The following is a 22,066-nucleotide window of genomic DNA, read 5'->3' as shown; positions in this document are numbered from 1 at the left end:
TACGGTGTCATCCCCTAAAAAGGCACGTCATTACGCTCGCAATTTCACGCCCGTAATCTCGAAGCGTGCGCCACCGTCAGTCCCATCCGTAATAGTGATCTCCCAGCCGTGAGCACGAACGATTTCGTTGACGATTGCGAGCCCGAATCCGTAGTGGTCACGGTCGTCGTCTGCTGTCGTGACTCCGGGTGAGAGGACAGCTTCCCGTTCGTCTTCAGCTATTCCCGGCCCATCGTCTTCGATGTAGAGCCCGTCGTCGAGCAAGCCGATCCGGATCGTCGGTTCCTCGCCAGCGTGGTCCAGTGCGTTCCAGAGCAGGTTTTCGAGCAGCTGTCGGAACCGGCTCCTGTCGGCGCAGATGAACCCCTCTGCTTCGACGACGAGTGTGGGTCCGTCTTCGGTGTCGGGACAGCTCTCCCAGCAGATCTTGATCTCGTCTTGCAGTCGGAGCCACTCCGTCGACTCGATCTGTTGACCGTGGTCGACGAGTGTCCGCATATCTGTAATCAACGACTCGATTCGGCCGTGGGCTGTCGAGACGTGGTCGAGCTGGTCGAAGTCCTCGTCCATCCGGGCGAGCTCGAGCCGCGACCCTGCGACGTTGAGATGGTTTGGGATGTCGTGGGAGATAACATCGACGAAGGCCTCCAGCCGTTCGTTTTGCCGTTCGAGATCGCTTTCGTTCGCGAGTCGTGCCAGCGCTGTCTCGGCGTTCGACGCCAGGATCGACGCGAGATCCACATCTCGGCAGTCGAAAGCGTCGGGTTCGGTGTCGGCGATGCTGAACACACCGAACTCGCCGATTGGCAGGTACATTATCGACCGTGCCTCTCCCCGGTCGTATTCGTCGTCGATCGTCTCTGCGTCCTCGATCAGGACTGGTTCGCCACTCCGGTATGCGCTCGCACCTGGCGTCTCCTCGTCGATTCTGTATCCACGGTCCATCGCCACCTCTGCGCTGGCTTGCGCGGTCGCCGCGACGGGCATTAGTTCGTCAGACTTCGTCGCAAATCGGACGGCGTTACGGTCGTAATCGAGTATCGTCTCCGCAGTCCTCACCATGATGGACGCAATCTCCTCGGCTGTCGCCGCCTGGATGAGTTCAGCCGTCACGTCGTGCAGCTGACTCAACTGTTTCTCACGGCGTTTGCGGAGCGTAATGTCCTGGATGGTCCCAAAATGGTACTGCTCGCCCCCGACCGTTGCCCTGGTGGTAATCGTCTGGACGTCGACAGCTGTTCCGTCGTACTCGTGGACCGCCTCTCTTGTTCGGGTTTCACTTGGCTCGAACGAGTTCCAGTACTCCTCGAACCAGCCTTGTTCGATGTCGCCGTTTAGCTCCCAGATCGGTGTTCCGACCAGCGTCTCGACTGTTGTGTCGAGCATGTCTGCGTAGGCTGGATTTACGTAGCTATACCGCCCATCGTCGCCGTACGCGCAGACCCCGACACCGACTGCTTCGACCATCTCCTCGAACAACGCATTCTCCATACTGAAGTTGTCGACTGTATGTCCCAGATGTATATGTATGATTGTTTCCCCGATTGATTCGACAGTACACGACATGGTTTCCCGATGATCTTTTCAGACGGTGGCTGGTCTACTCACGTATGTCAGGTGTCCACGAACTGACGCGTGCCCTCGTAGCAATTCCGAGCCACACCGACGAGACGGCTGCCGGCGATCACATCGAGCAGTGGCTCCGAGCCGAGACCGACAGCCGGGTCGAACGCGACAGCCACGGTAACGTCATCGCTCGCAAGGGCGGTGGTGACAGATCGCTGGCGCTGGTCGGCCACCACGACGTCGTGCCGCCAGATAGCTCACAGACTGCCGACGGCGAGTACGTTCTGGAAACACGTGAAGGCCGCCTCTACGGTCGCGGCGCGGCAGATATGAAAGGCGCAGTGGCAGCCTCGCTCTGTGCCTTCCGCGATTGCGTCCCCGAGAACAGTGAGCTAGTGTTCGCGTCGTTCGTGGGCGAAGAGACTGGCGGCCAGGGGGCTCGTGGCGCGATTTCGGACGGTTTTGCCCCCACACATGCCGTCGTCGGTGAGGGGTCGACGGGCTACTCCGCACCCGGCGTGACAGATGTCGCGATCGCGCACAAGGGCCGGCGGGCCATCACTGTCGCCGCCGAGGGAACGCCAGCCCACGCCAGCCAGCCCGAGGCAGGCACCAACGCGATCTACCGGGCCACTGACGCTGTGGATGCGATCCGGGAGCTCCCCGTGCCGGAGACGACTGTCCTCGGCCACGAGCTGCGTGGCTCGGTCGTCGTCACCGAAATCGAGGGTGGCTCGGCCTGGAACGTCGTCCCCGAACACTGTTCGATCACTGTCGACGAGCGAACGGTCCCCGGTGAGCGTGCTCCGCTGAGGGGCCTCGCCGAGCAGCCAGGCATCTCGGTCTCGGTCGATCAGGATCTGAAACCGATGGCCTGCGCAGACGGCGACTTCGCGGATCTCGCACTCGACGCAGCGAGAGAGAGCCAGCACCCTGACTCGGATCCTGCAGGGCATCGTCAGTCCACCGATGGAACACCGGAACACGTGGTAAAACCACACGCCACCGATGCCGGCTGGCTGGCGGAGGCTGGCACTGCGTGTGTCGTCTGTGGGCCAGCAGAGCCAGGTGAGGCACACACCGCCGACGAGAGTGTCTCACTGTCCGTTCTGGACCGCTGTTACGAAATCTACCGGGAGATCGGAGCCCGGTACGATTCGGCAAGCGCCGGATAGTGGTCTCTGGTTCTGTCGAACCCCGTGGTAATTGATAGAACAGCGTGCTGGATACAGTGGATGTACTGTGCATCTCAAATCGTCCTAGCAGATAGCTTGCTGTTCCGCACCGAATATCCGCAGTGCCGAAATTATCTCACAATTCACCCAACAACTCTGAGCAGTATTACGACTCGTCTTATAGCATGTGTGTCTGTGGACGATGGTGCACCAAGGTCACAAATTAAACAGATAGATCTTCTACTGAACGATAGTACAGTGGCTGAACTAGATCATACGAATTTGACTGAACGCGAAAAACGAACCCCCCTCAGTCAGCGCAAATCCGTCTACCAAACCACGATCGGTGAAGATGAACCGTTGGCCGACGCGATCTCGACGGCTGTTGCTGCAGTTTCACGGGACCAGGAAGAGTTTCCACCGCTGTCCGACTGTATCGACGTCGACAGACTGGAAACACAGGTTGACTCGTTTCGTGATTCCGACTCTGGTGCTGTGCAGTTTTTGTACACGAATTATCGGATCGAAATACAGTGGACTGGTGAGCTAACACTCTGGCCACAATCCACCCAGTAACTCTCTGCTGGTCTCCACGCTGGTGTATCGCACTGAACCACGGACACGATACCTCCAATTCCCATGCGTATTGCTCGATGGACTCCGGTAAATAAAATATAACAACCACTATTCGTCTGATAGTACTCAGTTAGCTGTCTCTCTCATGACGTCACCGTCGCCGCTTATGGAACGAGGAGGTGTCTCTCCGGTATGACCGATTCAGGGAGCGACGAGTTTGACCCGACGACGCCAGACCAGCGGGAGATCGGTCGTGAAATGGTCGACGACAGTTCGGGGCTCGGTTCGGTGATGGCTCACGCGTACCGCGGAGAGATAGACCGAGTGGGCACGTGGCGCCAGCGCCTCGACCAGACGACGACGTGGGCGGTCACCGTGCTGGCCGCGATCCTGACATTTACGTTTTCGAGTGCCGACAACCCCCACTATATCTTGCTCGTTGGGGTCGTCGTCGTCACCGTCTTTCTGGGTATCGAAGCCCGACGCTACCGGCACTACGACCTCTTTCGCTCGCGCGTGCGGCTCCTCCAGGAGAACCTGTTTGCAAACGCCCTCGATCCGTCCGAGGGTGTCGAAAGCCACGACTGGCGGGTACAACTTGGCAGGGACTATCGTCGACCGACGCTCAAAGTCTCGTTCGCCGAAGCGATCGCAAACCGACTGAAGCGTGTGTATCTCGCTTTACTTGGTGTGTTACTCGTTGCGTGGATCTTCAGAATTTCGGCGTTCGTGTCGCGCCAAGACTGGCTGGCGACCGCACGGATCGGCCGTATTCCCGGCATTGCTGTGGTCGCAGTCGTTGGCGTGTTCTACGTTGTACTGTTGAGTATTGCCTTCTGGCCCCGAGAGCGCCAGGCAAAAGGGGAATTTCGTGAAGGGGACCCAGACGATTGGAAAGAGACAGACCGATGACGCCGTTCTTTCTCTGGGAAATCGATCTGCTCCGCTAACCGACTGTTAGAGCGGCTACCACTCGTTGCTGTTGCTCTCGCAGCGCAGTCTCGAAGTCCTCGCGACTCGAAGTGGCTTGCCTACTCATCTTCAGTCGTGACTCCGATGTCGAACTCCTCGCAGCCATATTCCGAGCCCGTGTCCTGAACACTAGTCGCCTGCCTCCAGAACCCACACCACGATCACGGATATTCTGTCAGAAGTCGCGTGCTGGATACAGAGTGGATACGGTAGTCGACCGACGAGAGAACCCGCGGACTAGCCGGACATGGGCTCGGTCCGCTCCTCCACGTCCCCGGCGTCGACCGACTCACCGCCGGCGTCACGCCTGTTACGTATCACAAGTCCGAGGAAGAGGATCAGCCCGGCAGCTCTGAGCCCCGGATCTAGCGCGATGGTGTCTTCCCGAAAAAGCGCAGGCAGTCGACTACGGAGGCCGAAAGGAGTGCGGGAGCCATCAGGAGGTCCGAAATTAGTAAATTACCAGTTAGTTCACTGGATCTGGAGTGGTTCTCGCTGATTCACGACCGTTGTGGCGGTGCGTTCTTAACCAACCGCTCGTAATGTGGCTCTATGTCACAACAGAAACCAGATGTCTACGAGCAGTTTCTCGATCACGTCAGGCGGTACAACTATCTTGGCGATGCGGGCAGTGTCCTGGGCTGGGATCAGCAGGTGATGATGCCACCCGGTGGGACACCGGCAAGGTCGAAACAGTCCTCGACACTGTCGACACTCCAGCACGAACTGCTGACGGACGAACAACTGGGCGAGTGGCTCGGCGAACTCGACGGCGCTGTCGACGACGAGAAACAGGCTGTCGTCCGTGAAGTACGCCGCGACCACGAGCGTGCGAACCGCGTTCCCGAAGACCTCGTCGAACGAATCTCCGAGGCAAGTTCGGAAGCGTTGCCTGTCTGGGAGGAGGCCAAAGAAGAGGCTGATTTCTCGCTGTTCGAAGAGACGCTAGCTGAACTCGTCGAACTGCGCCGTGAGTATGCCGAGGCTATCGATCCGGACCGAGACCCCTACGAGGTGCTCGTCGAGGATTACGAGCCGTATCTCGATATCGAGACGATCGAGGAGATTCTCGGCCAGCTTCGGTCCGAACTCCCCGCGCTCGTCGAGGCAATCAGTGAATGCGAGAAGACAGTTGCTGACCCTTTCGAGGGAGAGTACGACGAGGAACGACAGGAACCACTCGTCCGAGATGCACTGGACACGGTCGGATACGACTGGGATCGGGGGCGACTCGATACGGCCCCACACCCGTTTTCGACGGGGACACAGTTCGATGCACGCGTGACGACCCGGTTCACACCTGACGATCCGCTAGATGCACTCTCCTCGACGATCCACGAGTATGGGCACGCGAGCTACACGCTCGGGCTCCCGGACGAAGAGTACGGTACGCCGCTGGGTGAGAGTCGCGACATGACGGTCCACGAGTCCCAGTCACGGCTCTGGGAGAACCACGTCGGGCGCTCCGCCGAGTTCTGGCACTTTTTCGCGCCTGCTGTCGAGGAACACCTCGGGGTCGAGACGACACCGCAGGCTCTCTACGAGAGTGCAAACGAGGTCTACGACGACAACCCGATCCGGGTCGAAGCCGACGAGTTGACCTACCACATGCACATCGTCGTGCGATTCGAGATCGAACGCGATCTGATCCGTGGTGATCTCGACGTCAGCGACGTCCCGCAGGTCTGGAACGACAAGATGGACGAGTATCTCGGTATCCGGCCCGAGAACGACGCACGGGGCTGTCTGCAGGACATCCACTGGGCACACGGTAACTTCGGCTACTTCCCGACGTACTCGCTTGGCTCTGTGCTCGCTGCGCAACTGTTCGAAGCCGCTAGTTCCGAGATCGACGGAGTTACCGACCAGATCGAGTCCGGCGAATTCGAGCAGCTTTCCGAGTGGCTTACCCGAGAGATACACCAGCACGGCTGTCGGTACACGACACCCGAACTCATCCGATCTGCGACCGGCGAAGAGCTGACAGCCGATTATTTCCTCTCTTATGCAGAAGACAAATACGGAGAACTGTACGGTATCTAACTAGTTCTGCCCAAACTCCGCTTTCACTCACATACTACCCTCTACACAATTTATATCTAATATTTGTGATATTTTATTTATTTTATTCGAGTCAAATCTTCGGTCGAGCATGGCCAACGACGTTTCGACCAATCTAGGGCAGACCGATGGCGATATCGACAAGAACATCGATACCGATATCGACGACTCGATCGAGGAGGATATCGATCGAGAAGCGGGGTACGATCACGAAGCAGCCAGTGAGGTCGCCGGCGACGTCTGGACAATTCAGGGGAGTGTCGAGGAGATCGACTCGTCGACGATCTCTCGCAGTCGGCCATGGCTGCTGACGACTGAGTTCGCTACGCCGTCCCGGTGAGATCCGCAACCGTCCCGGTGTCGGTCAAGAGCTGGACTCGGACTGTGTCACCGGGTGATAGCTCCGGTTCGTTGGTCGAAGCGACCGTGAGTGTGGCTGTTTCCCCAGCTGCCCACGCGTTCGGGCTGGCGCGGTTGAACGGTCCCGTCGGGCCACTCATGTATCCCGATGCAGCAAAGAACGGGACCGGTGGCTGCTTTTCGAGTCGCGTTCCGTCTATCGAAATCCGAAGCGAAACCTCGGTGAGGTTGATCCTATCGCCGCCGAGATGTGTCAGTTCGATCTCACCCGACTGTCCATCAGCTGATAGCTCGAAAGATGCTGTTGGCGGTGGCTCTGACGCCGGTGTCGAGACGACGAATCCGAGAGTGGCTGCCGACAGAACGGTGATCGCGAGGAGTAATAGCACGCCTGCAACAGGGATCGCACCACGCTCCATGTGAACGTTGGGGCCGGCTTTCCATTTCAAACTCCGGGGCGCCCAGCGCTAATCTGACTCCGGTATCTGGACAGAGACTGTCTCGTCTCCTTCTGTCGTTATACCGACTTCGGCCTCTCCAGACGGCTGGACAACCCAGAGTTCTCCGTCGCTGTCCGTTAGTCCGACCGGGTCGCTGTCGACGATGATGCTCGCATCTTCGATCGGAGCACCGGCGTCGTCCGTCACGGAGACCAGCATCGGCCCTGCTCCGTTGGTCAGCGAGACGTTTCCGACGAGATCGTCTGACTCGTTCTGGACCGACTGGGTAACTGGCAGGCTCTGAACCCGCTTGAGCTGGTTCTCGTGGAATACGTTCCTGGTCGCGCCATCCAGGTAGACCGACAGTTCACCGTGTGAATGCTGTGCCCTGACTGCGTAGACCTGACTGTACACCTCCAGATTGAACGGGTCGACGTCCCGGAGATTCTCCGAACTGAACGCCCACGGATACAGCGACCCCGCACGGTTAGTGGCATCACGCCAGAGATCCGTAAACTGGTCTTCGGCACCGAGATTCCGTTCGTCTCTAAGTGTGGCCTGTCTCACGTACGTTTCGTCGTCAATAGTCGCCAGGACGAGCACCTCTTCTGCACTCTGTGAGTAGACGAGGGCAGGGTCACCCGCTCCCGTCATCGCACTCCTGAGGCGTTCCGTTACTGGCTGCTCCGGTGTCAGCGACAGTTCGAGGCTGTTGAATCTCCGCTGAAAATCCTCCGATGGGGCGGTTGGCCTGCCGTCGTACACTTCGGTGAAGATTCGCTCGCGGTAACTCCGCTGGGTTTTGATCGCGGTTCCGAGTCGGACCAGCTCCCGGGCGAACCTGTTGGATGACATCTCCCCTGTGCTGTACTGTTCGAAGAGAGCCTGTTGGCGCTGATCCAGTGCAAGATATCGGCCTTCGACCACTTCTAACCGTTTCTGACCGAGTTCTCCCTGGGTCTCGATTCCATCCACGAACTGCAGCTCACGGGTGAACGATCGGATATCGTGTTCCGTCTGTAGCTCCTGGGCAGACGAATCGACTGCGCTCGCAACGTCGATAGATACCTCCTGATACTGATCGTCCGTCTCCACGGCGGGTGACAGGTAGTTCGTGGAGTCTTCGACCGTCTCGATCGTCTCCTGGTCGCTGTTTCCGTCCTGGAACGCATCGACTGCGACAGTAACTCCGGATCCAACGACGAAAAGACAGAACACGCAGAGGGTAAAGAAGATAACAACTCTGGGGACCTTCGGCATGGTACGATTATCTTATCTTCCCCTGATATAAAAACCCAGTGCACCGGCGATATAGGTGCAGTTAGATTCCGTATAAGACTCCGTTAGCAGTCTCCAGACGCTTTATCGACCGATGTAACGTTTTATAGAAAGGGTTTTCAGATAGGGGGCCAACGTCTCTGGTATGTCCTCGCCCTGGTCCCGAAGTTTTTCTTTTTCCGTCTTTGGAGCAGTGGTTGTTGGTGTACTACTGTTGAGTGGTGTTGTACTGCTTTCGTCTGGCGCGGTTGCCCTCTCCGAAGGTCAGTCCTCTGATTGGCTCTCCTCTACGAACTCTTCGATGACAGTCGAACTCCAGCCAGACGGTGACGCACGCTGGCGTGTTTCGACGACGTTCAACCTGAGCGACGACAACGAGACGACAGCCTACCGCGATCTGGCACAGGATTTCGAAACAGAGGGAGCCTCTCCGACACAGAACATCGAGCCTCGTATCTCGATTCTCGGGATCGATTCCTTCGAACGTGCAGCTGCGGCAGTCGATGCACACACTACCCGGGAGATGGAACTCGAAGACAGAGAGCTCACGACTGCCAGCCAGAGTGAGGTTGCAAACGGAACTGGGCGGTTGAGCCTCGAGTTCACCTGGACGAACTTCGCACGTTCGGATGGAGACGAACTCATCGTCGACGATGTGCTGGTAACGAGGTCGGGCGAACTGTGGCTCGAAGGACTGAGCGAGTCACAGTCACTGACGATCGTCGCCCCGGAAGAGTACGGTGTCCGTGATTCGGCAGATGGTGTCTCACCGGAAGCCGGTCGACTCCACTGGGAGGGACCTGAAGAGTTCACAGAACAGTCGCTACAGGTGACACTCACCGGCCCGGGCAGTTCTTTCACTGGAGGGACAGGAGTACTCTCGTCGAGAGTACTTATGTTCGGATTACTCCCTCTCCTGGCAGTCGTCGTTCTCCTCGTTCTCTATATGGGCAGAACCGGCAGAATTAATATCAACATTCCACCGGTCGGCACAGTGGCTGAGGACGGGGATCAGTCGGTCGAGGGGACGAGCAACCCAGCACCGGTCACAGAACCCAGAGATGAACAGCCCGAAGCAAAATCCAACGAGGGTATCGACGAGGAACTGCTCAGTGACGAAGAGCGAGTCGAACGACTGCTGTCGAAAAACGGCGGCCGGATGAAACAGGCAAACATCGTCAAAGAGACTGACTGGTCGAACGCGAAAGTCTCACAGCTGCTCTCCTCGATGGAAGAGGAGGACCGGATCGACAAACTCAGAATCGGACGTGAGAACCTGATCTCCTTCCCCGACGAGGATATCACAGAGTCAAACGAGTGATCGACGGGCCGACCTGTCCCTCCGCGGGGTACTCTGCACAGTGTTTCGCTGGAACTGCTACCAGTTGAAACTATAAAACACTCTTACCCTTCCAATCTCGGGGAAAACTCTTTTTGAGTTTCCGAGAGTACCAAAAACATTTAGCTCGGTTAGTCGAACTGATACACTGTATGAAGATTCTCGTGACAGTCACGGAGGTCGCGATAGCGGACGACGAGTTCGAGATCAACGACACGTCGATCGACGAGACGTATCTGACATTCGATCTCAACGAGTGGGATACGTACGCGATCGAGGAGGCCGTGCAGCTACAGGAGACAGAAGACGAAATCGAGGTCGTGACGGCGACGGTCGGCCCCGAACGTGTCGAGGAGACGATTCGAACGGCGCTTGCGAAGGGCGCAGACCGGGCGGTCCGCATCTGGGACGAGTCTCTGGAGGGAGAGACGATGATCGATCCATCACGAAAGGCACAGCTACTGGCCGGTGTCGTCGAAGACGAACAGCCCGATCTGGTCCTCTCGGGGGTGCAATCAGGCGACGTCGCGCTCGGGGCGACGGGTGTTGCACTGGCAGAACAGGTCGGTTTCGAGTGGGGTGCAGTCGTCAACCAGCTCGATCTCGACGGGGACACCGCGAGGGTTCACCGGGAACTCGAAGGGGGCGTCGAAGAACTGACAGAGATCGAGCTGCCGGCCGTGCTGACGATTCAGACGGGGATCAACGAACCCAGGTATGCGAGTTTGCGGGGAATACGTCAGGCACAGAGCAAACCACTCGACGTCAGATCACCCGCCGATCTCGGTGTCGAACTCGAAGCAGCCTCACTCGAACTGACGGATCTCGTGGTGCCCGAAAGTGAGAGTGATACTGATCTCTTCGAGGGTGCCCCCGAGGAGACCGCAGCACAGCTTGCAGAGCTTCTCGAAGAGAAGGGGGTGGGAGCATGAGCGACGTTCTCGTGGTTGCCGAACACCGGCGTGGCGAACTCCGTGACGTGAGTTACGAGCTGCTTACGGCGGGAAAAGAGCTCGCCGACGCGACTGACGGCGAACTGCACGCCGCAGTCATCAGTGGACCAGTCGAGGAGTATGCGGACAAACTCGATCGTCCGGGAGTCGACCAGATCCACGCCGTCGAGAACGGCGAGGAGTTCAACCACGGTATCTACACGCAGGTGGCTGCACAGCTCGCAAACGCCGTGGATGCACAGTATATTCTGGCTGGGAACACGGTCAACGGCCTCGATTTCGCCCCGGCGCTGGCAGAACGACTGGGCCTGCCACTCGTGACTGATGCCGTGGATATCGAGACCGACGACGGCCTCTCTGTCGTCCGTGAGCTGTACGGGGGCAAAACCGAGGGGACGGTCGATATCGATTCTGAGCGCGCCCTCCTGACGATCCGTCCGGGAGAGTGGCCCGAGGCCGACGGGACTGGTGACGCAGCCATCGAACCCTTCGAGGCCGATATCGACGAGTCAGCTGTGCGATCGACCGTGACAGGGTTCGAAGAAGTCCGGACAGGGGATGTCGATATCAGTGATGCGGACGTGCTAGTCTCCGTTGGCCGTGGGATCGAGGACGAGGAGAACATCGAACTCATCGAGGAACTCGCAGATGCGATCGGTGCGACCGTCTCTGCCTCCCGTCCGATCGTCGACAACGGCTGGCTCCCACCGGATCGACAGGTCGGCCAGTCCGGCAAGAAAGTCTCGCCCGATATTTATATTGCGATCGGGATCTCTGGGGCGGTCCAGCACGTCGCCGGAATGAAAGGCTCCGAGACGATCATCGCGATCAACGACGATCCGAGTGCCCCGATCTACGATATCGCCGACTACGGTATCGTCGACGACCTCTTCGACGTCGTGCCCGCACTCACCGAACAGTTCGGCGAGTAAGGCAGTACAGTTGACATAAGATTGAAACGACGGCGAACCACTAGCTACGGCAGATGCCGACTCGGAGTAACAGACATATCAAGAAGTACAATCAGCTGGTGGCGGTGTACGAACCGGCAGGACTGGAGGCTATCGAGACAGTCACATCCCGTGCTGACGAGCAGTTAGAGCAGCGCAAAGCCGAGATCGTCGAGCTGAGAGAAGCAGTCGAAGGACTCACCAGTGCGGATTTTTTCGACGAGGAACGTCGGACCGAAATACAGGAGACAGAGAGTCTCCCCACTCCGGAGTCGGTTGCAGCATCACAGCGTGAGGAGCTGATCGCTCGACTGGATGCGATCGAGGAGTCTCTTTCTGCGGCGCTTGCGGATTCGTCGACGCTCGATGCGGCGGACGACCTCGACTTCTAAACGTGGTGCTTACAAGCAACCCTGGCCTACTGATTCCATATGAGCCGATCGGGTGCCTTCTGTCCGCGGTGTGGTGAGGAGATCGAACGCTCCGAGGACCTGCCGGAGCGCGAGGGTCGAGACAGTGCACTCTGTGATTCTTGCTACATCGACCAGTACGAACTCGTGGCTGCACCCGACCGGATCGAGGTGAGCGTCTGTGCACAGTGTGGCGCAGTCAAGCGGGGCAACCGCTGGGTCGACGTTGGGGCCGAGGATTACACCGACATCGCCATCGACGAGGTGACCCAGGCACTGTCGGTCCACGTCGAAGCCACCGGCATCTCCTGGCAGGTCTCTCCCGAACAGGTCGACGAGACGACGATCAGGATGCACTGCCAGTTTTCTGGCGTCCTTCGCGGGACGCCGCTCGCCGAAGAACTCACTGTGCCGGTTAAAATCGGCCGCGAGACCTGCGAACGCTGTGGTCGCATCGCCGGCGGATCCTACGCCAGCATCGTTCAGTTACGCTCGATCGACCGTGACCCGACGGAAACCGAACGGGACCGGGCGAAAGAGATCGCACACCAACTCGTCGACGATCTCGAATCCAGGGGCGACCGTGAGGCCTTCGTCACGGAGATAAACGAAGTAGAGGGTGGCCTCGATATCCGGCTGTCGACGACGAGACTCGGCCAGCAGGTCGCTCGACAGATCGTCACCGAACTCGGTGGGTCGTTTACCGACCACGAGACGCTCGTCACGGAAGATTCGGATGGTAACGAGGTGTACCGAGTCACCTATGCCGTCCGACTGCCACCGTATCGGGCAGGCGAAATCGTCGATCCGGGTGACGGCGACGGGCCGGTACTGGTCGAGAGCGCTCACGAGACGATGACCGGCACTCGCCTGAAAACTGGCGAGACCTACAAGACGCCGTTCGAAGACGGTGAGGCACCGACTGCGGACAGAGTGGGCTGGGAGGAGGACGCCCAGGAGACGACGCTCGTCGCGATCGAGGACGAACACGCGGTACAGGTCCTCGATCCCGACAGCTACGAGACGAAATCTGTGCCCCGCCCCCCATCGGTTGATTCGGACCGTGACACGGTTCGTGTGATCAGGGGCGACGGCGATCTGTTCATTCTCCCCGAATGATCAGGCCAATTTGGCGCACACACAACGCTTTTTTCCAGTCGGCGATTCCAAACCGCTATGAGAGGGCTGTCCCTGCTGAATCTTCTCCAGGCCGGAAATAATGAAACACTCGTGGAGGAAGAGGAGGCCGTCCCCAGACCTGGCTGGCTTCCGGAGTTCGTTCCAACTGTCGTGCTGGAGGTCGCCGCCACCGTTTTCGTCATTTTCGCGTCCTGGTTCGTCGCCAGGCTGCTAGTTCGCGTGTTCAGCCGTCGGCTCGCACAACATCTAGAGCGTCCCAGTCTCACCAGAGTCTCCCTCGCGGCGATCCGTGTCGGCGTCTATCTGCTCGGGTTTTTCACCGTCCTCCGGATCTACGGGCTCGATCTGAGCAACATTGCCCTCTCTGTGACGGTGTTTTCGGCAGTGGTCGGTGTCATCCTCGCACCGATCGTCGGGAGTGTAATAAGTGGGCTATTCTTGCTGGCTGACCAGCCCTACGAGATCGGCGATATGATCGAACTCACCGAGCAGGGAGAAGGAACACGAGGATTCGTCGAGGATATCACACTGCGATACACCAAGATCTTCACGCTAGATAACAGCTTCCTGGTCATTCCGAACGGATCAATGCGCGAACGGGATGTGGTAAACTACTCCGCAGAGGATACGCGGATCCGCCGGACACTCGATGTGTTGATCACGTACGATAGCGATCTTTCGACTGCTCGGACGAGGATGGAACAGAGTGCGCAGAAAGTCGATGCAGTGATCTCTGGCGGGCCGCGGATCCGTATCGGTAGCGCCCGGTATCCCGCCAAACCAGTTTGTCTGATCGGCAACTTTGCCGATCATGGCATCCTGTTGCGACTCCGGTACTGGATAAAAGAGCCCTACAGCCCCCAGAAAATCGAGTCGAAAGTTCAGGAGAACGTCTGGGATGCGTTCGAGGGCGATGATATCGAAATCGCGTATCCCCACACACAGCACGTCTTTGCCGACGAGGGTGGAGAACTGCCGGTGAGACTGGCTGACTCCGAGGACCGAACGGACCAAAAATAAAATATACTGTATTTGAGAGGAACGACAAATTACCACCCCACGCCTCTCGAATATCATTGGAAAATATCGTGAGACGAGGTAGCACCAATCCCGCAGGACTTTAAGTCGGTCGTCTCCTAGAAACTGTATGAGTGAAGAGACAGGGCATCGGAGTTTACGGATGCCAAACGACGACGAACAGTTCGCTGTCGTGACGAGCCACGACGGCGGCAATCACGTCAGAGTGCAGTGTCAGGACGGTGAAGAGCGGATGGGCCGGATCCCTGGTCGGATGAAATACCGCGTCTGGATCGACAAAGGCGATGTCGTCCTCGTGGACCCGTGGGACTGGCAGGACGAAAAAGCAGATATCGAGTGGCGCTACGACAGTCAGGCTGCCGATCAACTTCGCCGCGAAGGCCACATAGACTAATTTCTCTGTCTTACTGTTCTGATACCAGCGTGCCGAGAGATATCGTTCGCGCTCGTTGAACTGGTTGGGGGCAATAATGAACCGAGAGAGGACAATAGTGTTATCTGAATGGACAATCTAGTAACAGGAATGGCAGACGACAGACAAGGCCGCGACAAGCAGGCACAGGACACAGAAAAACGACAGCGACAGCGGTATCTTTCCGAGGAACTCGAACGGAGAGACGAGACAGAGCCGGAGATCGACCCGGCCACAGTCGACGAGTTCGAAGGCGAACTCGACGAAATCGAGTTCCCCGTCACAGCCTCCGAACTGGTCGAGGAGATCGGTGGCCGTGAGATCGAGACACCAGCCGAACGCTACACCGTCGCGGAACTACTGCCGGAGACGGACGCAGAAATATTCGAGGAGCCAGCAGAGGTCAGGGTACTCGTCCAGCGGCCGACGATCGCTGCGGCGATGAAACGCGTGATCGAAGCCAGCGAGACGCTCCCGAACACCGAACTGGGTCGATCCCAGCGCGAGGCCTACGAGAAGACGTTCCGGGAGCTCAAAGCGATCGACGCAGACGACGATGACGAAGGGATCCGGGTGATCGCCGACTGGATTATCGACCAGATCCGCGAGAAAGAGAAGATTCCGGGCTCGAGAGGTGTGCGCAGAGAGGCGGCGAAATTCTGTCGAAAGAACGGATACTCCGTCCGGAACGACGAGTGGCTCGGAGTGTGAACAGGCGAGGTTATACTGACACGACTCATTTTTCATATCGCTCACCTAATTCCTGCATCTCTCTCCTTCGTTTCTTTTGAGAGAGCCATAGAGGACAGAACCGGCGGGAAATCCGAGATTTTCTTGTCACCCATTTAATTAATAAACTCGCCCAGTGAACATATCGGGGGTTTAGGTTTATCAAGGCCGTATTGTTTTTTACAATGAAATTCTTGCCTGTAATTAGTAAGGTCGGTGTAAACAGGACACACGCCGGAGATATATCCGCACGGGAGATGCGAGCGGGCCAGATCGATACACCACTGGAGTATGGTGGATCACTCGGTACGAGAACCCGAAAATCTCCCGGTACTGACGGTCACAATCAGCTCTCTCGGCTGCCGGAATCGGTACTGACTGTCAGCAAGCGGTTGCCTGCCAGCCGTCACACAGGGAGGGCTGTCTGATGCCGGGTATCCTTACCAAAATCGTCAGTAGGGCCAGATCAGATAGCTCTGTCGCCAGGAGGGAAGAGTCGACCCTCTACGAGTGTCAGTCGTGTAACATCGTCTACGTCGCCACGGAGAAAACCGACTGTGGGAGCTGTGATGGCACCGTCGAACCGATTCAGGACTCTCCGGAAGACGCGCAGTAATCGATCTAGTTTTCTTCTGATATCAGATCAGGCAGCGACTGCGGTGCGACGGGACTCTTACGAAGCTTTCGAGACGCCAGACTCAAGCAATTCGAACACTCCGTTCCAGCTATGACACCCCAGCCGGCACCCCTTCCTCGCCGGACTGTCGCATTTTTGTTCGACCAGTTCGTGGTGCTCTGTCTCGGTGTGCTCCCTGCCCTCGCGGCGGGCGTTACTTTCACCGAACTCGTCGCTCCGGGACAGGTGCGGACGACGGTGTTTCTGATACTCTGTGGGATCGCCTTCGTCTATCATCTCCTCTTCGAGTGGGCGACCGACCGGACGCCCGGAAAGCGGCTTTTCGGACTCCGTGTCGTCACTGACGACGGAGCATCGATTGGGTTCCGTGAATCCTTCCTCCGGAACGCGTTACGCGCTATCGACGGACTCGGCTACTGGGGTATTGCAGTCGCGGTCATCCTCCTCAGAGGTGATGGCAAACGACTCGGCGATATGGCGGGACACACGCTCGTCGTCTCGGCGGATGAACTTTCCACCACGTCCGGCTGACGATAGCCCGAATAGACAGACTGCGGACGCAAGCCGTTTGTTCGTCCGTCGGCTACACGGCGGTAGTGACCGAGGACGCAGAAACGGATGATCAGTCGGATGCTGTCGATAGTCCTGCAGAGCAATCAGACGGACAAGAAGAGCTGTTTTACGACGCGTTAGAGGCGCTCGGTCGGCCGGTCGTCTCCGCGACACGGTTCGCCCAGGTCGAGGACTGCTCGCACTCCGAGGCGACGGAGCGGCTGGATGAACTGACAGTGGAGGGTATCGCACAACGACTCGACGTGACTAACGACCCTGTGGTCTGGTATCCGGCCGACTGGGCACGGATGACCGACCGCGAGCGTGTCATCCTCTTCCCGGAACGCCGCGAGATCGTCGTCGACCAGCCGACGCAGTTCACCCGCGCACAGCTCTCGCAGTTCGCACACCTCGTCGATACGACCGGCTCTGGCGCCTATATGTACGAGATTCGCCAGGAAGACATCTGGCAGGCACCCTACGAGACCTTCGACGGATTGCTGGATACTGTTCGGTCTGTCCTGGCGGAGCGATCTCCGCAGCTCGAACAGTGGCTGCGCTCGCAGTACGAACGCGCCAACAAGTTCGCGCTGCGAACCCACGACGAGGGCTATACAGTCCTCGAAGCGAAATCTGCGGATCTGATGGGTAACGTCGCCAGACAGAAACTCGACGACGACCAGCTCCGGGCTTCCATCTCCGATACCGAAAGCTGGGTCGCCGAAGAGCGCATCGCGGAAGTGAAACGCGTGCTCTACGAGGCAGGGTATCCCGTCAGGGACGAACGGAGTCTCGACAGCGGTGACGATCTCCCAGCCGATCTCGAACTCGATCTCAGGGAGTACCAGCAGGCCTGGGTGTCGAACTTCATGGAGACGAAATCCGGCGTTCTCGTCGGCCCACCCGGAAGCGGCAAGACGATCGCGGCGCTCGGCATTCTGGCCGCAGTCGAGGGCGAGACGCTGATTCTCGTCCCCGGCCGTGAACTGGCTGGCCAGTGGCGCGACGAACTGCTGGCACGGACGACGCTCACGCCCGACCAGATCGGCGAGTACCACGGCGGCGAAAAGAACGTTCGACCAGTGACGATCGCGACCTACCGAACGGCCGGAATGGATCGCCACCGCCAGCTGTTCGACAGCCGCGAGTGGGGACTGATCATCTACGACGAGGTCCACCACATCCCAGCTCCGGTTCACCGCCGGAGCGCGGACCTGCAGACACGTCACCGACTCGGCCTGTCATCGACACCGGTCCGGGAAGACGACCGGGAGGCCGATATCTACACGCTGATCGGGCCGCCGATCGGGACCGACTGGGATGCACTCTTCCAGGCCGGCTTCGTCGCCGAGCCGGAAGTCGAGATCAGATACGTCCCCTGGGACTCCGAGGAGGTCCAGAACCAGTACGTCAGCTCTGAGGGCCACGAGCGCCGCCAGCTCGCAGCGACGAATCCGGCGAAAATCGAGGAAGTCCACGCGCTGCTCTCCGAACACGCGGACAAGCAGGCGCTCGTCTTCGTCGAGTATCTCGATCAGGGCCAGACCTACGCCGACGAACTTGGTGTCCCGTTCATCAGCGGTGAGATGCCACACGCCGAGCGCGAAAAACGCTTCGAGCAGTTCCGGAACGGCACGCTCAAGACACTCATCGTCTCCAGAGTCGGCGACGAGGGGATCGATCTGCCGAGTGCAGAACTCGCAATCGTGGCGTCGGGACTCGGCGGCTCGCGCCGGCAGGGGACCCAGCGAGCGGGCCGGACGATGCGTCCGACCGGTCGTGCTCGGATGTACGTTCTCGCGACCAGAGGGACTCGGGAGGAAGATTTCGCCCGCCGGCGGATGCAACATCTCGCCGAGAAAGGAGTTCGAGTGACCGAGCAGAGCCGGGATCTACCGGAGCGCGTTCGCGAAAGCGACGAGTGACGTGACGAGCAAGACCAGCGCGAGCGTTGTCCTCGGTGAGGCGTCGAATCCGTCCGCTGCGAGCCAGCGTTGCAGACCGACCGCCAGCGCCACACCCGCTACTCCGACAAGGAGTGTCGTGCTGGCCCGGACGGCGACCAGCTGTCCCGTCGCACCCTCGCCGACTTCGTGGCCGACGGTGGTCCCGAAGTGGCCGATATCCCAGACGGCGAGACCGACAGCGATCCCGCCGAGGACGAGCCAGCTGGGTGCGGAGACGATGCTGGCAGAGATTGCCGCGAGACAGAACCCAGCACAGGCGACAGAGAAGCCCGTTCCTGCTGCAGCGAGGTAGCCACTCCTGACACCGCCGAGCAGCAGGACTCCGATCGCGGCTGACACTCCGAGAAAAATACCGGAGAGGAGAACGATCAGCGGGGTACTCCCGTAAACTGTCTCGATACTGCCCGAAACCGTCAGCATCTCGGCTGCTGGCCTCGAGGGGAGCTGACTCGCTATCTCGGTGACGAGCCAGGTGTAGACGGATTCAGAAACCGCTGCCGCGAGCAGCGTCCAGAGACTGCCCACGACGAGTGGTGCCAGCAACACCGACCGGTCTGTCTGCCGGTTCGCAGGGAGTTCTTCGAGCAGCACCGACAGCCCGAGCCAGATCGCACCGACTGTCGTCGTCCCGAGCAACAGCAGACGGAGCCAGTCGGCAGTCGTGACGACCTGGACGAGATCGTACAGCGGGACAGTGACGAGCGACTGTATCTCGGCGGGTGAAAGCAGTAGCTCCGCGAGGAGGACACCGACGGTCAGCCCTCCGAACGCCAGTCCGACTCTCCGGGGCGGTCCGAGCTTCGTTGCTCTCTGTCGGATCTGTCTCCCATCGTCGCCCCCGGACCCGACGAGGGATTCGAACGGGAACCGGCGGAGCAAAAGCCAGCAGATCCCGGCAGCAGCACCGGCTATGAGCAGGAACGATGCGAGATGGAGCTGTCTGCCACCGGGTGAAACCAGTGCGGTCCAGATCCCCTCGATCTGACTCTTGAACAGGAGATCGACACCGGCGGGACTGCCTTCCCGGAGGGCGATACTGGTGACGAGCAGGCTGCCAGTAACCAGAGGGACGAGTGCCGTCGCGACAGCGGTTCTCGTATACGCTGTGAGCGCGGTCGGTGCAATGACGTTTTTCATCCCGAGTGTGACACCGAAGATGGCGACGCCTGTTCCGACGACGACACCCAGATTCCCCAGCACGATTAACGTCGCGACAGAGACATCGGAGACGGTTTCGACCGGGAAAAACGAGCCGATCAACAGCAGTGTCGTTCCAAAAATCCCGACGATAAAGCCGGCTGCGACCGGGATCGTGAGCAGACTCACCACCAGCCGACCGGCTAGTTCCGTCTCGGTGTCGACGAGCCAGAGACTCGCGGTGAGGCTGACTGCACCGAGGAAGCCGATCAGAGCGGTTGCGCGCACTGGGACCTCCCGGAGGAAGAGGACGACCGCGAACAGTGCCAGCACTCCCACGAGAGCAGAACTCGTTTTCGGCGGCCCGGTTTGCTGTGTCGTACTCATCTGTCTGTAAAGAGTTCCGGCAGTGCCCGTTTGAGCGTTCCCTCGATCGACTGGTCGATTCGCCAGTTCGCCGTCTCCGCGCCGTAGTCCTGGAGCCGTCGCAGCCGTCGCCGGCGGTTGATTCCCCTGATTCGTTGCCCGTAGCTCGAACCCGCTGTCACGTCTGGGCTGATGACGATACACTCTCTGTCGGTGAGTTCGCTGGCGACCTCCTCTGGCCAGTCGTCGAGTACCGGGGAGCAGAGGATAACCTGTGTCTCCGCTGGCAGACGAGCGAGCAGTTTCTCCGTCCACTCCGAGCGCTCTCGATTCCCCCCGCCGTCCGCCAGCGCCGCCGCAGTCCAGTCGTCTGTCTGTCCGGTGTCGTGCTCTTTGGCCTGCCGCTGTCGGACGGGTCCTTCCTCGTCGGCACTCCCGCGGTGGCTCGCGATCTCGTGGATGCCACGAAACAGTGTCGACGGGGAATGTTCTCTGTCGGCACCCGGATGGAGCCACGGAAGCCCGTCGGCATCGGTTAGATGCTCCAGCTCCCCGTCGAAGCCGACCGCCGTGAGATTCGTGACGGCGCCTGCCGATTCGAGCGAGTGGAATAGTCGTTCCCCGGCGTAGGCAGCCATCGCCGCACCTGTCGGGGAGCCAGCCTCGTAGCTGACGCGGGTACAGGGTCGACAGTCGACGACGACGACGGACCGTACTGCACGTTCGTGCCGGTACTGGATCGTGACGAACTCGCCGGTCTTCGCGACGTGGTGCCAGTCGATCCGGTTCATCGGATCACCGGTGTGGTACTGTCGGGTCGCGTAAAACTCCAGCCCGGCACCGCCGGTCTCTGCCGGGACCGTCCCCGCCTGTCCGAGGGTCGCGTCGGCCAGCGACGGCTGTGAGATGGCATCTGCACAGACAAGTGTCGTTTCGCCCACTGCCGAGATCGTCACTGTCCGTTCGTCTGTGCCGGCCAGCGAGCGCAGACGGACGACCGGGTCGTCGAACTCGAAGCGGCCCCGTTCGAGGACTACCGTGTAGGTCGTGCTGGCACGCTCCCCGGGCGATAGTGCGACACCGACCCGTGGAGTACCCGCGACCACTGTGAGTTCTTCTGGCACGCCGTCGATGAGCCGGAGATCCGGAAGCACGTCGTTTCCGGTGTTTTCGACAGTCAGTGTCACGGTGAATTCAGTACCGGGTATCACGCCGGTCGAATCGAACTCACGTGTTGCCGACAGCTCGACATCCGACGGAGCGGTCGAAACGACACCGTGGAGCAGATAGACCAACGGAATGACGGCCCCGACTACGAGGGCCGTCTGTATCAAAAGCAGGCCGCTGCCGACCAGCGCAAGTGCAGTCCCGATTCCGACACTCCACCTGTGATCCTCACTCATTGCCGTTCTAGCTCCTCTATCGCCGTGATCGTTCGATCGATCCGGTGGCGTCGCTCCCGTTTCGGCGTGACGAACAGCCGCAGCCGTCTCCCCAGCGAGAACGTCGGGCCACTATCCCCCGCCAGGAAGGCGCTCGCAACCGGATCGTGACACCACTCCCCGCTGTCGACTGTCTCTCTGGCTGCCTGCGCTGACGTCCCGTAGAGATCGGTGTAGACGCCGACCACTGTCTGATGAAGCTCGTCTCTGACCGCTCGAAGTGGGCTGCCACCGGACTGGATTGCACGGATCATATCGGTATCGAACTCGGGCTGGGGTCGGTCCAGTAACTCCCCATCGATCGAGGCGGCAGTTGCTCGATCGAACCGCCGACGCTCGGGCGAGCGATCCGGCGTCTCGGCGGATCGGCGGAGTCCGACCGCAAGGTAGCCGATAACGACGGCCCCGGTGAGCAACAGCACCTGTTCGGGAGCAGATTCGGTGATGTTCTCCTGGAGTACGTTGACGGGGCCGACAGTTCCGAGTGCGGGGACGAGGAGTAGTCCAGCCCCGAGGACCATCGCACCGAGGCCGATCACCGCGGAGAGTCGCTGATACCCATTCAT

Annotated in this window: 22 protein-coding genes; 16 read left to right on the top strand and 6 right to left on the bottom strand. The window is 59.4% G+C overall.

Features of this window, described 5'->3' with window-relative positions:
- Positions 1-30: 30 nt before the first annotated feature.
- Complete coding sequence (locus tag EOW68_RS11930; protein ID WP_431358901.1) at positions 31-1,491, bottom strand: PAS domain-containing sensor histidine kinase; 1,461 nt, start codon at positions 1,489-1,491, stop codon at positions 31-33.
- Positions 1,492-1,610: 119 nt separating this feature from the next.
- Here EOW68_RS11930 and EOW68_RS11925 point away from each other — a divergent pair, with 119 nt between their 5' ends.
- The 5 genes from EOW68_RS11925 (at position 1,611) to EOW68_RS11905 (ending at position 6,690) form a co-directional block, all read left to right on the top strand.
- Positions 1,611-2,741, top strand: a complete 1,131-nt coding sequence (locus tag EOW68_RS11925) for a M20 family metallopeptidase (RefSeq protein WP_128225385.1) — start codon at positions 1,611-1,613, stop codon at positions 2,739-2,741.
- Between the two features lie 195 nt (positions 2,742-2,936).
- A complete protein-coding gene (locus tag EOW68_RS11920; RefSeq protein WP_128225384.1) occupies positions 2,937-3,317 on the top strand; it encodes a HalOD1 output domain-containing protein in 381 nt (126 codons plus the stop codon).
- 192 nt (positions 3,318-3,509) lie between these two features.
- Positions 3,510-4,229 carry a DUF2270 domain-containing protein gene (locus EOW68_RS11915; RefSeq protein WP_128225383.1) on the top strand — a complete coding sequence of 240 codons (720 nt, stop codon included), beginning with the start codon at positions 3,510-3,512 and terminating at the stop codon, positions 4,227-4,229.
- Positions 4,230-4,841: 612 nt separating this feature from the next.
- A complete protein-coding gene (locus EOW68_RS11910; RefSeq protein WP_128225382.1) occupies positions 4,842-6,332 on the top strand; it encodes a carboxypeptidase M32 in 1,491 nt (496 codons plus the stop codon).
- A 109-nt stretch (positions 6,333-6,441) separates the two neighbouring features.
- Positions 6,442-6,690, top strand: coding sequence for a hypothetical protein (locus EOW68_RS11905; protein ID WP_128225381.1), 249 nt, complete (start codon positions 6,442-6,444; stop codon positions 6,688-6,690).
- Here the strand turns inward: EOW68_RS11905 and EOW68_RS11900 are convergent.
- Together EOW68_RS11900 and EOW68_RS11895 are read right to left on the bottom strand one after the other, a co-directional pair.
- Positions 6,674-7,129: a type IV pilin N-terminal domain-containing protein gene (locus tag EOW68_RS11900; protein ID WP_128225380.1), complete on the bottom strand. Its 456-nt coding sequence runs from the start codon at positions 7,127-7,129 to the stop codon at positions 6,674-6,676. The genes EOW68_RS11905 and EOW68_RS11900 overlap by 17 nt on opposite strands.
- A 48-nt stretch (positions 7,130-7,177) precedes the next feature.
- A complete protein-coding gene (locus EOW68_RS11895) occupies positions 7,178-8,410 on the bottom strand; it encodes a DUF7094 domain-containing protein (protein ID WP_128225379.1) in 1,233 nt (410 codons plus the stop codon).
- A gap of 319 nt (positions 8,411-8,729) precedes the next feature.
- Here EOW68_RS11895 and EOW68_RS18725 point away from each other — a divergent pair, with 319 nt between their 5' ends.
- The 11 genes from EOW68_RS18725 (at position 8,730) to EOW68_RS11840 (ending at position 18,513) form a co-directional block, all read left to right on the top strand.
- Positions 8,730-9,749, top strand: coding sequence for a helix-turn-helix transcriptional regulator (locus EOW68_RS18725; protein ID WP_431358900.1), 1,020 nt, complete (start codon positions 8,730-8,732; stop codon positions 9,747-9,749).
- Positions 9,750-9,919: 170 nt separating this feature from the next.
- Positions 9,920-10,699 carry an electron transfer flavoprotein subunit beta/FixA family protein gene (locus EOW68_RS11885; RefSeq protein WP_128225378.1) on the top strand — a complete coding sequence of 260 codons (780 nt, stop codon included), beginning with the start codon at positions 9,920-9,922 and terminating at the stop codon, positions 10,697-10,699.
- Entirely contained in the window at positions 10,696-11,652 is a 957-nt protein-coding gene (locus EOW68_RS11880) for an electron transfer flavoprotein subunit alpha/FixB family protein (RefSeq protein WP_128225377.1), read from the top strand. The genes EOW68_RS11885 and EOW68_RS11880 overlap by 4 nt, the downstream gene beginning before the upstream one ends.
- 53 nt (positions 11,653-11,705) lie before the next feature.
- Complete coding sequence (locus EOW68_RS11875) at positions 11,706-12,062, top strand: hypothetical protein (protein ID WP_128225376.1); 357 nt, start codon at positions 11,706-11,708, stop codon at positions 12,060-12,062.
- Between the two features lie 39 nt (positions 12,063-12,101).
- Positions 12,102-13,199 carry a 60S ribosomal export protein NMD3 gene (locus tag EOW68_RS11870; RefSeq protein ID WP_128225375.1) on the top strand — a complete coding sequence of 366 codons (1,098 nt, stop codon included), beginning with the start codon at positions 12,102-12,104 and terminating at the stop codon, positions 13,197-13,199.
- 57 nt (positions 13,200-13,256) lie between these two features.
- On the top strand, positions 13,257-14,240 hold the full coding sequence (locus EOW68_RS11865) for a mechanosensitive ion channel family protein (RefSeq protein WP_128225374.1): 984 nt from the start codon (positions 13,257-13,259) through the stop codon (positions 14,238-14,240).
- Positions 14,241-14,367: 127 nt separating this feature from the next.
- Positions 14,368-14,652: a translation initiation factor eIF-1A gene (eif1A, locus tag EOW68_RS11860; RefSeq protein ID WP_128225373.1), complete on the top strand. Its 285-nt coding sequence runs from the start codon at positions 14,368-14,370 to the stop codon at positions 14,650-14,652.
- A gap of 129 nt (positions 14,653-14,781) precedes the next feature.
- Complete coding sequence (locus EOW68_RS11855; RefSeq protein ID WP_128225372.1) at positions 14,782-15,381, top strand: DUF5789 family protein; 600 nt, start codon at positions 14,782-14,784, stop codon at positions 15,379-15,381.
- 445 nt (positions 15,382-15,826) lie between these two features.
- Entirely contained in the window at positions 15,827-16,015 is a 189-nt protein-coding gene (locus EOW68_RS11850; protein WP_128225371.1) for a hypothetical protein, read from the top strand.
- Positions 16,016-16,126: 111 nt separating this feature from the next.
- Complete coding sequence (locus tag EOW68_RS11845) at positions 16,127-16,567, top strand: RDD family protein (RefSeq protein WP_128225370.1); 441 nt, start codon at positions 16,127-16,129, stop codon at positions 16,565-16,567.
- Positions 16,568-16,632: 65 nt separating this feature from the next.
- On the top strand, positions 16,633-18,513 hold the full coding sequence (locus EOW68_RS11840; protein WP_128225369.1) for a DEAD/DEAH box helicase: 1,881 nt from the start codon (positions 16,633-16,635) through the stop codon (positions 18,511-18,513).
- Here the strand turns inward: EOW68_RS11840 and EOW68_RS11835 are convergent.
- Genes EOW68_RS11835 through EOW68_RS11825 form a run of 3 tightly spaced genes read right to left on the bottom strand, consistent with a single transcriptional unit; the run spans position 18,481 to position 22,066 of the window.
- Positions 18,481-20,079, bottom strand: coding sequence for a hypothetical protein (locus EOW68_RS11835; RefSeq protein WP_128225368.1), 1,599 nt, complete (start codon positions 20,077-20,079; stop codon positions 18,481-18,483). The genes EOW68_RS11840 and EOW68_RS11835 overlap by 33 nt on opposite strands.
- Complete coding sequence (locus tag EOW68_RS11830) at positions 20,076-21,461, bottom strand: DUF58 domain-containing protein (RefSeq protein ID WP_128225367.1); 1,386 nt, start codon at positions 21,459-21,461, stop codon at positions 20,076-20,078. Before EOW68_RS11830 ends, EOW68_RS11835 begins: the two co-directional genes overlap by 4 nt.
- Entirely contained in the window at positions 21,458-22,066 is a 609-nt protein-coding gene (locus tag EOW68_RS11825; RefSeq protein WP_128225366.1) for a DUF7269 family protein, read from the bottom strand. The genes EOW68_RS11830 and EOW68_RS11825 overlap by 4 nt, the downstream gene beginning before the upstream one ends.

The organism is Halovenus amylolytica (assembly GCA_004015825.1).
Taxonomy (GTDB): domain Archaea; phylum Halobacteriota; class Halobacteria; order Halobacteriales; family Haloarculaceae; genus Halovenus; species Halovenus amylolytica.
The sequence above is the reverse complement of the archived record's forward strand: the minus strand, read 5'-3'. Positions and strand labels throughout refer to the sequence as shown.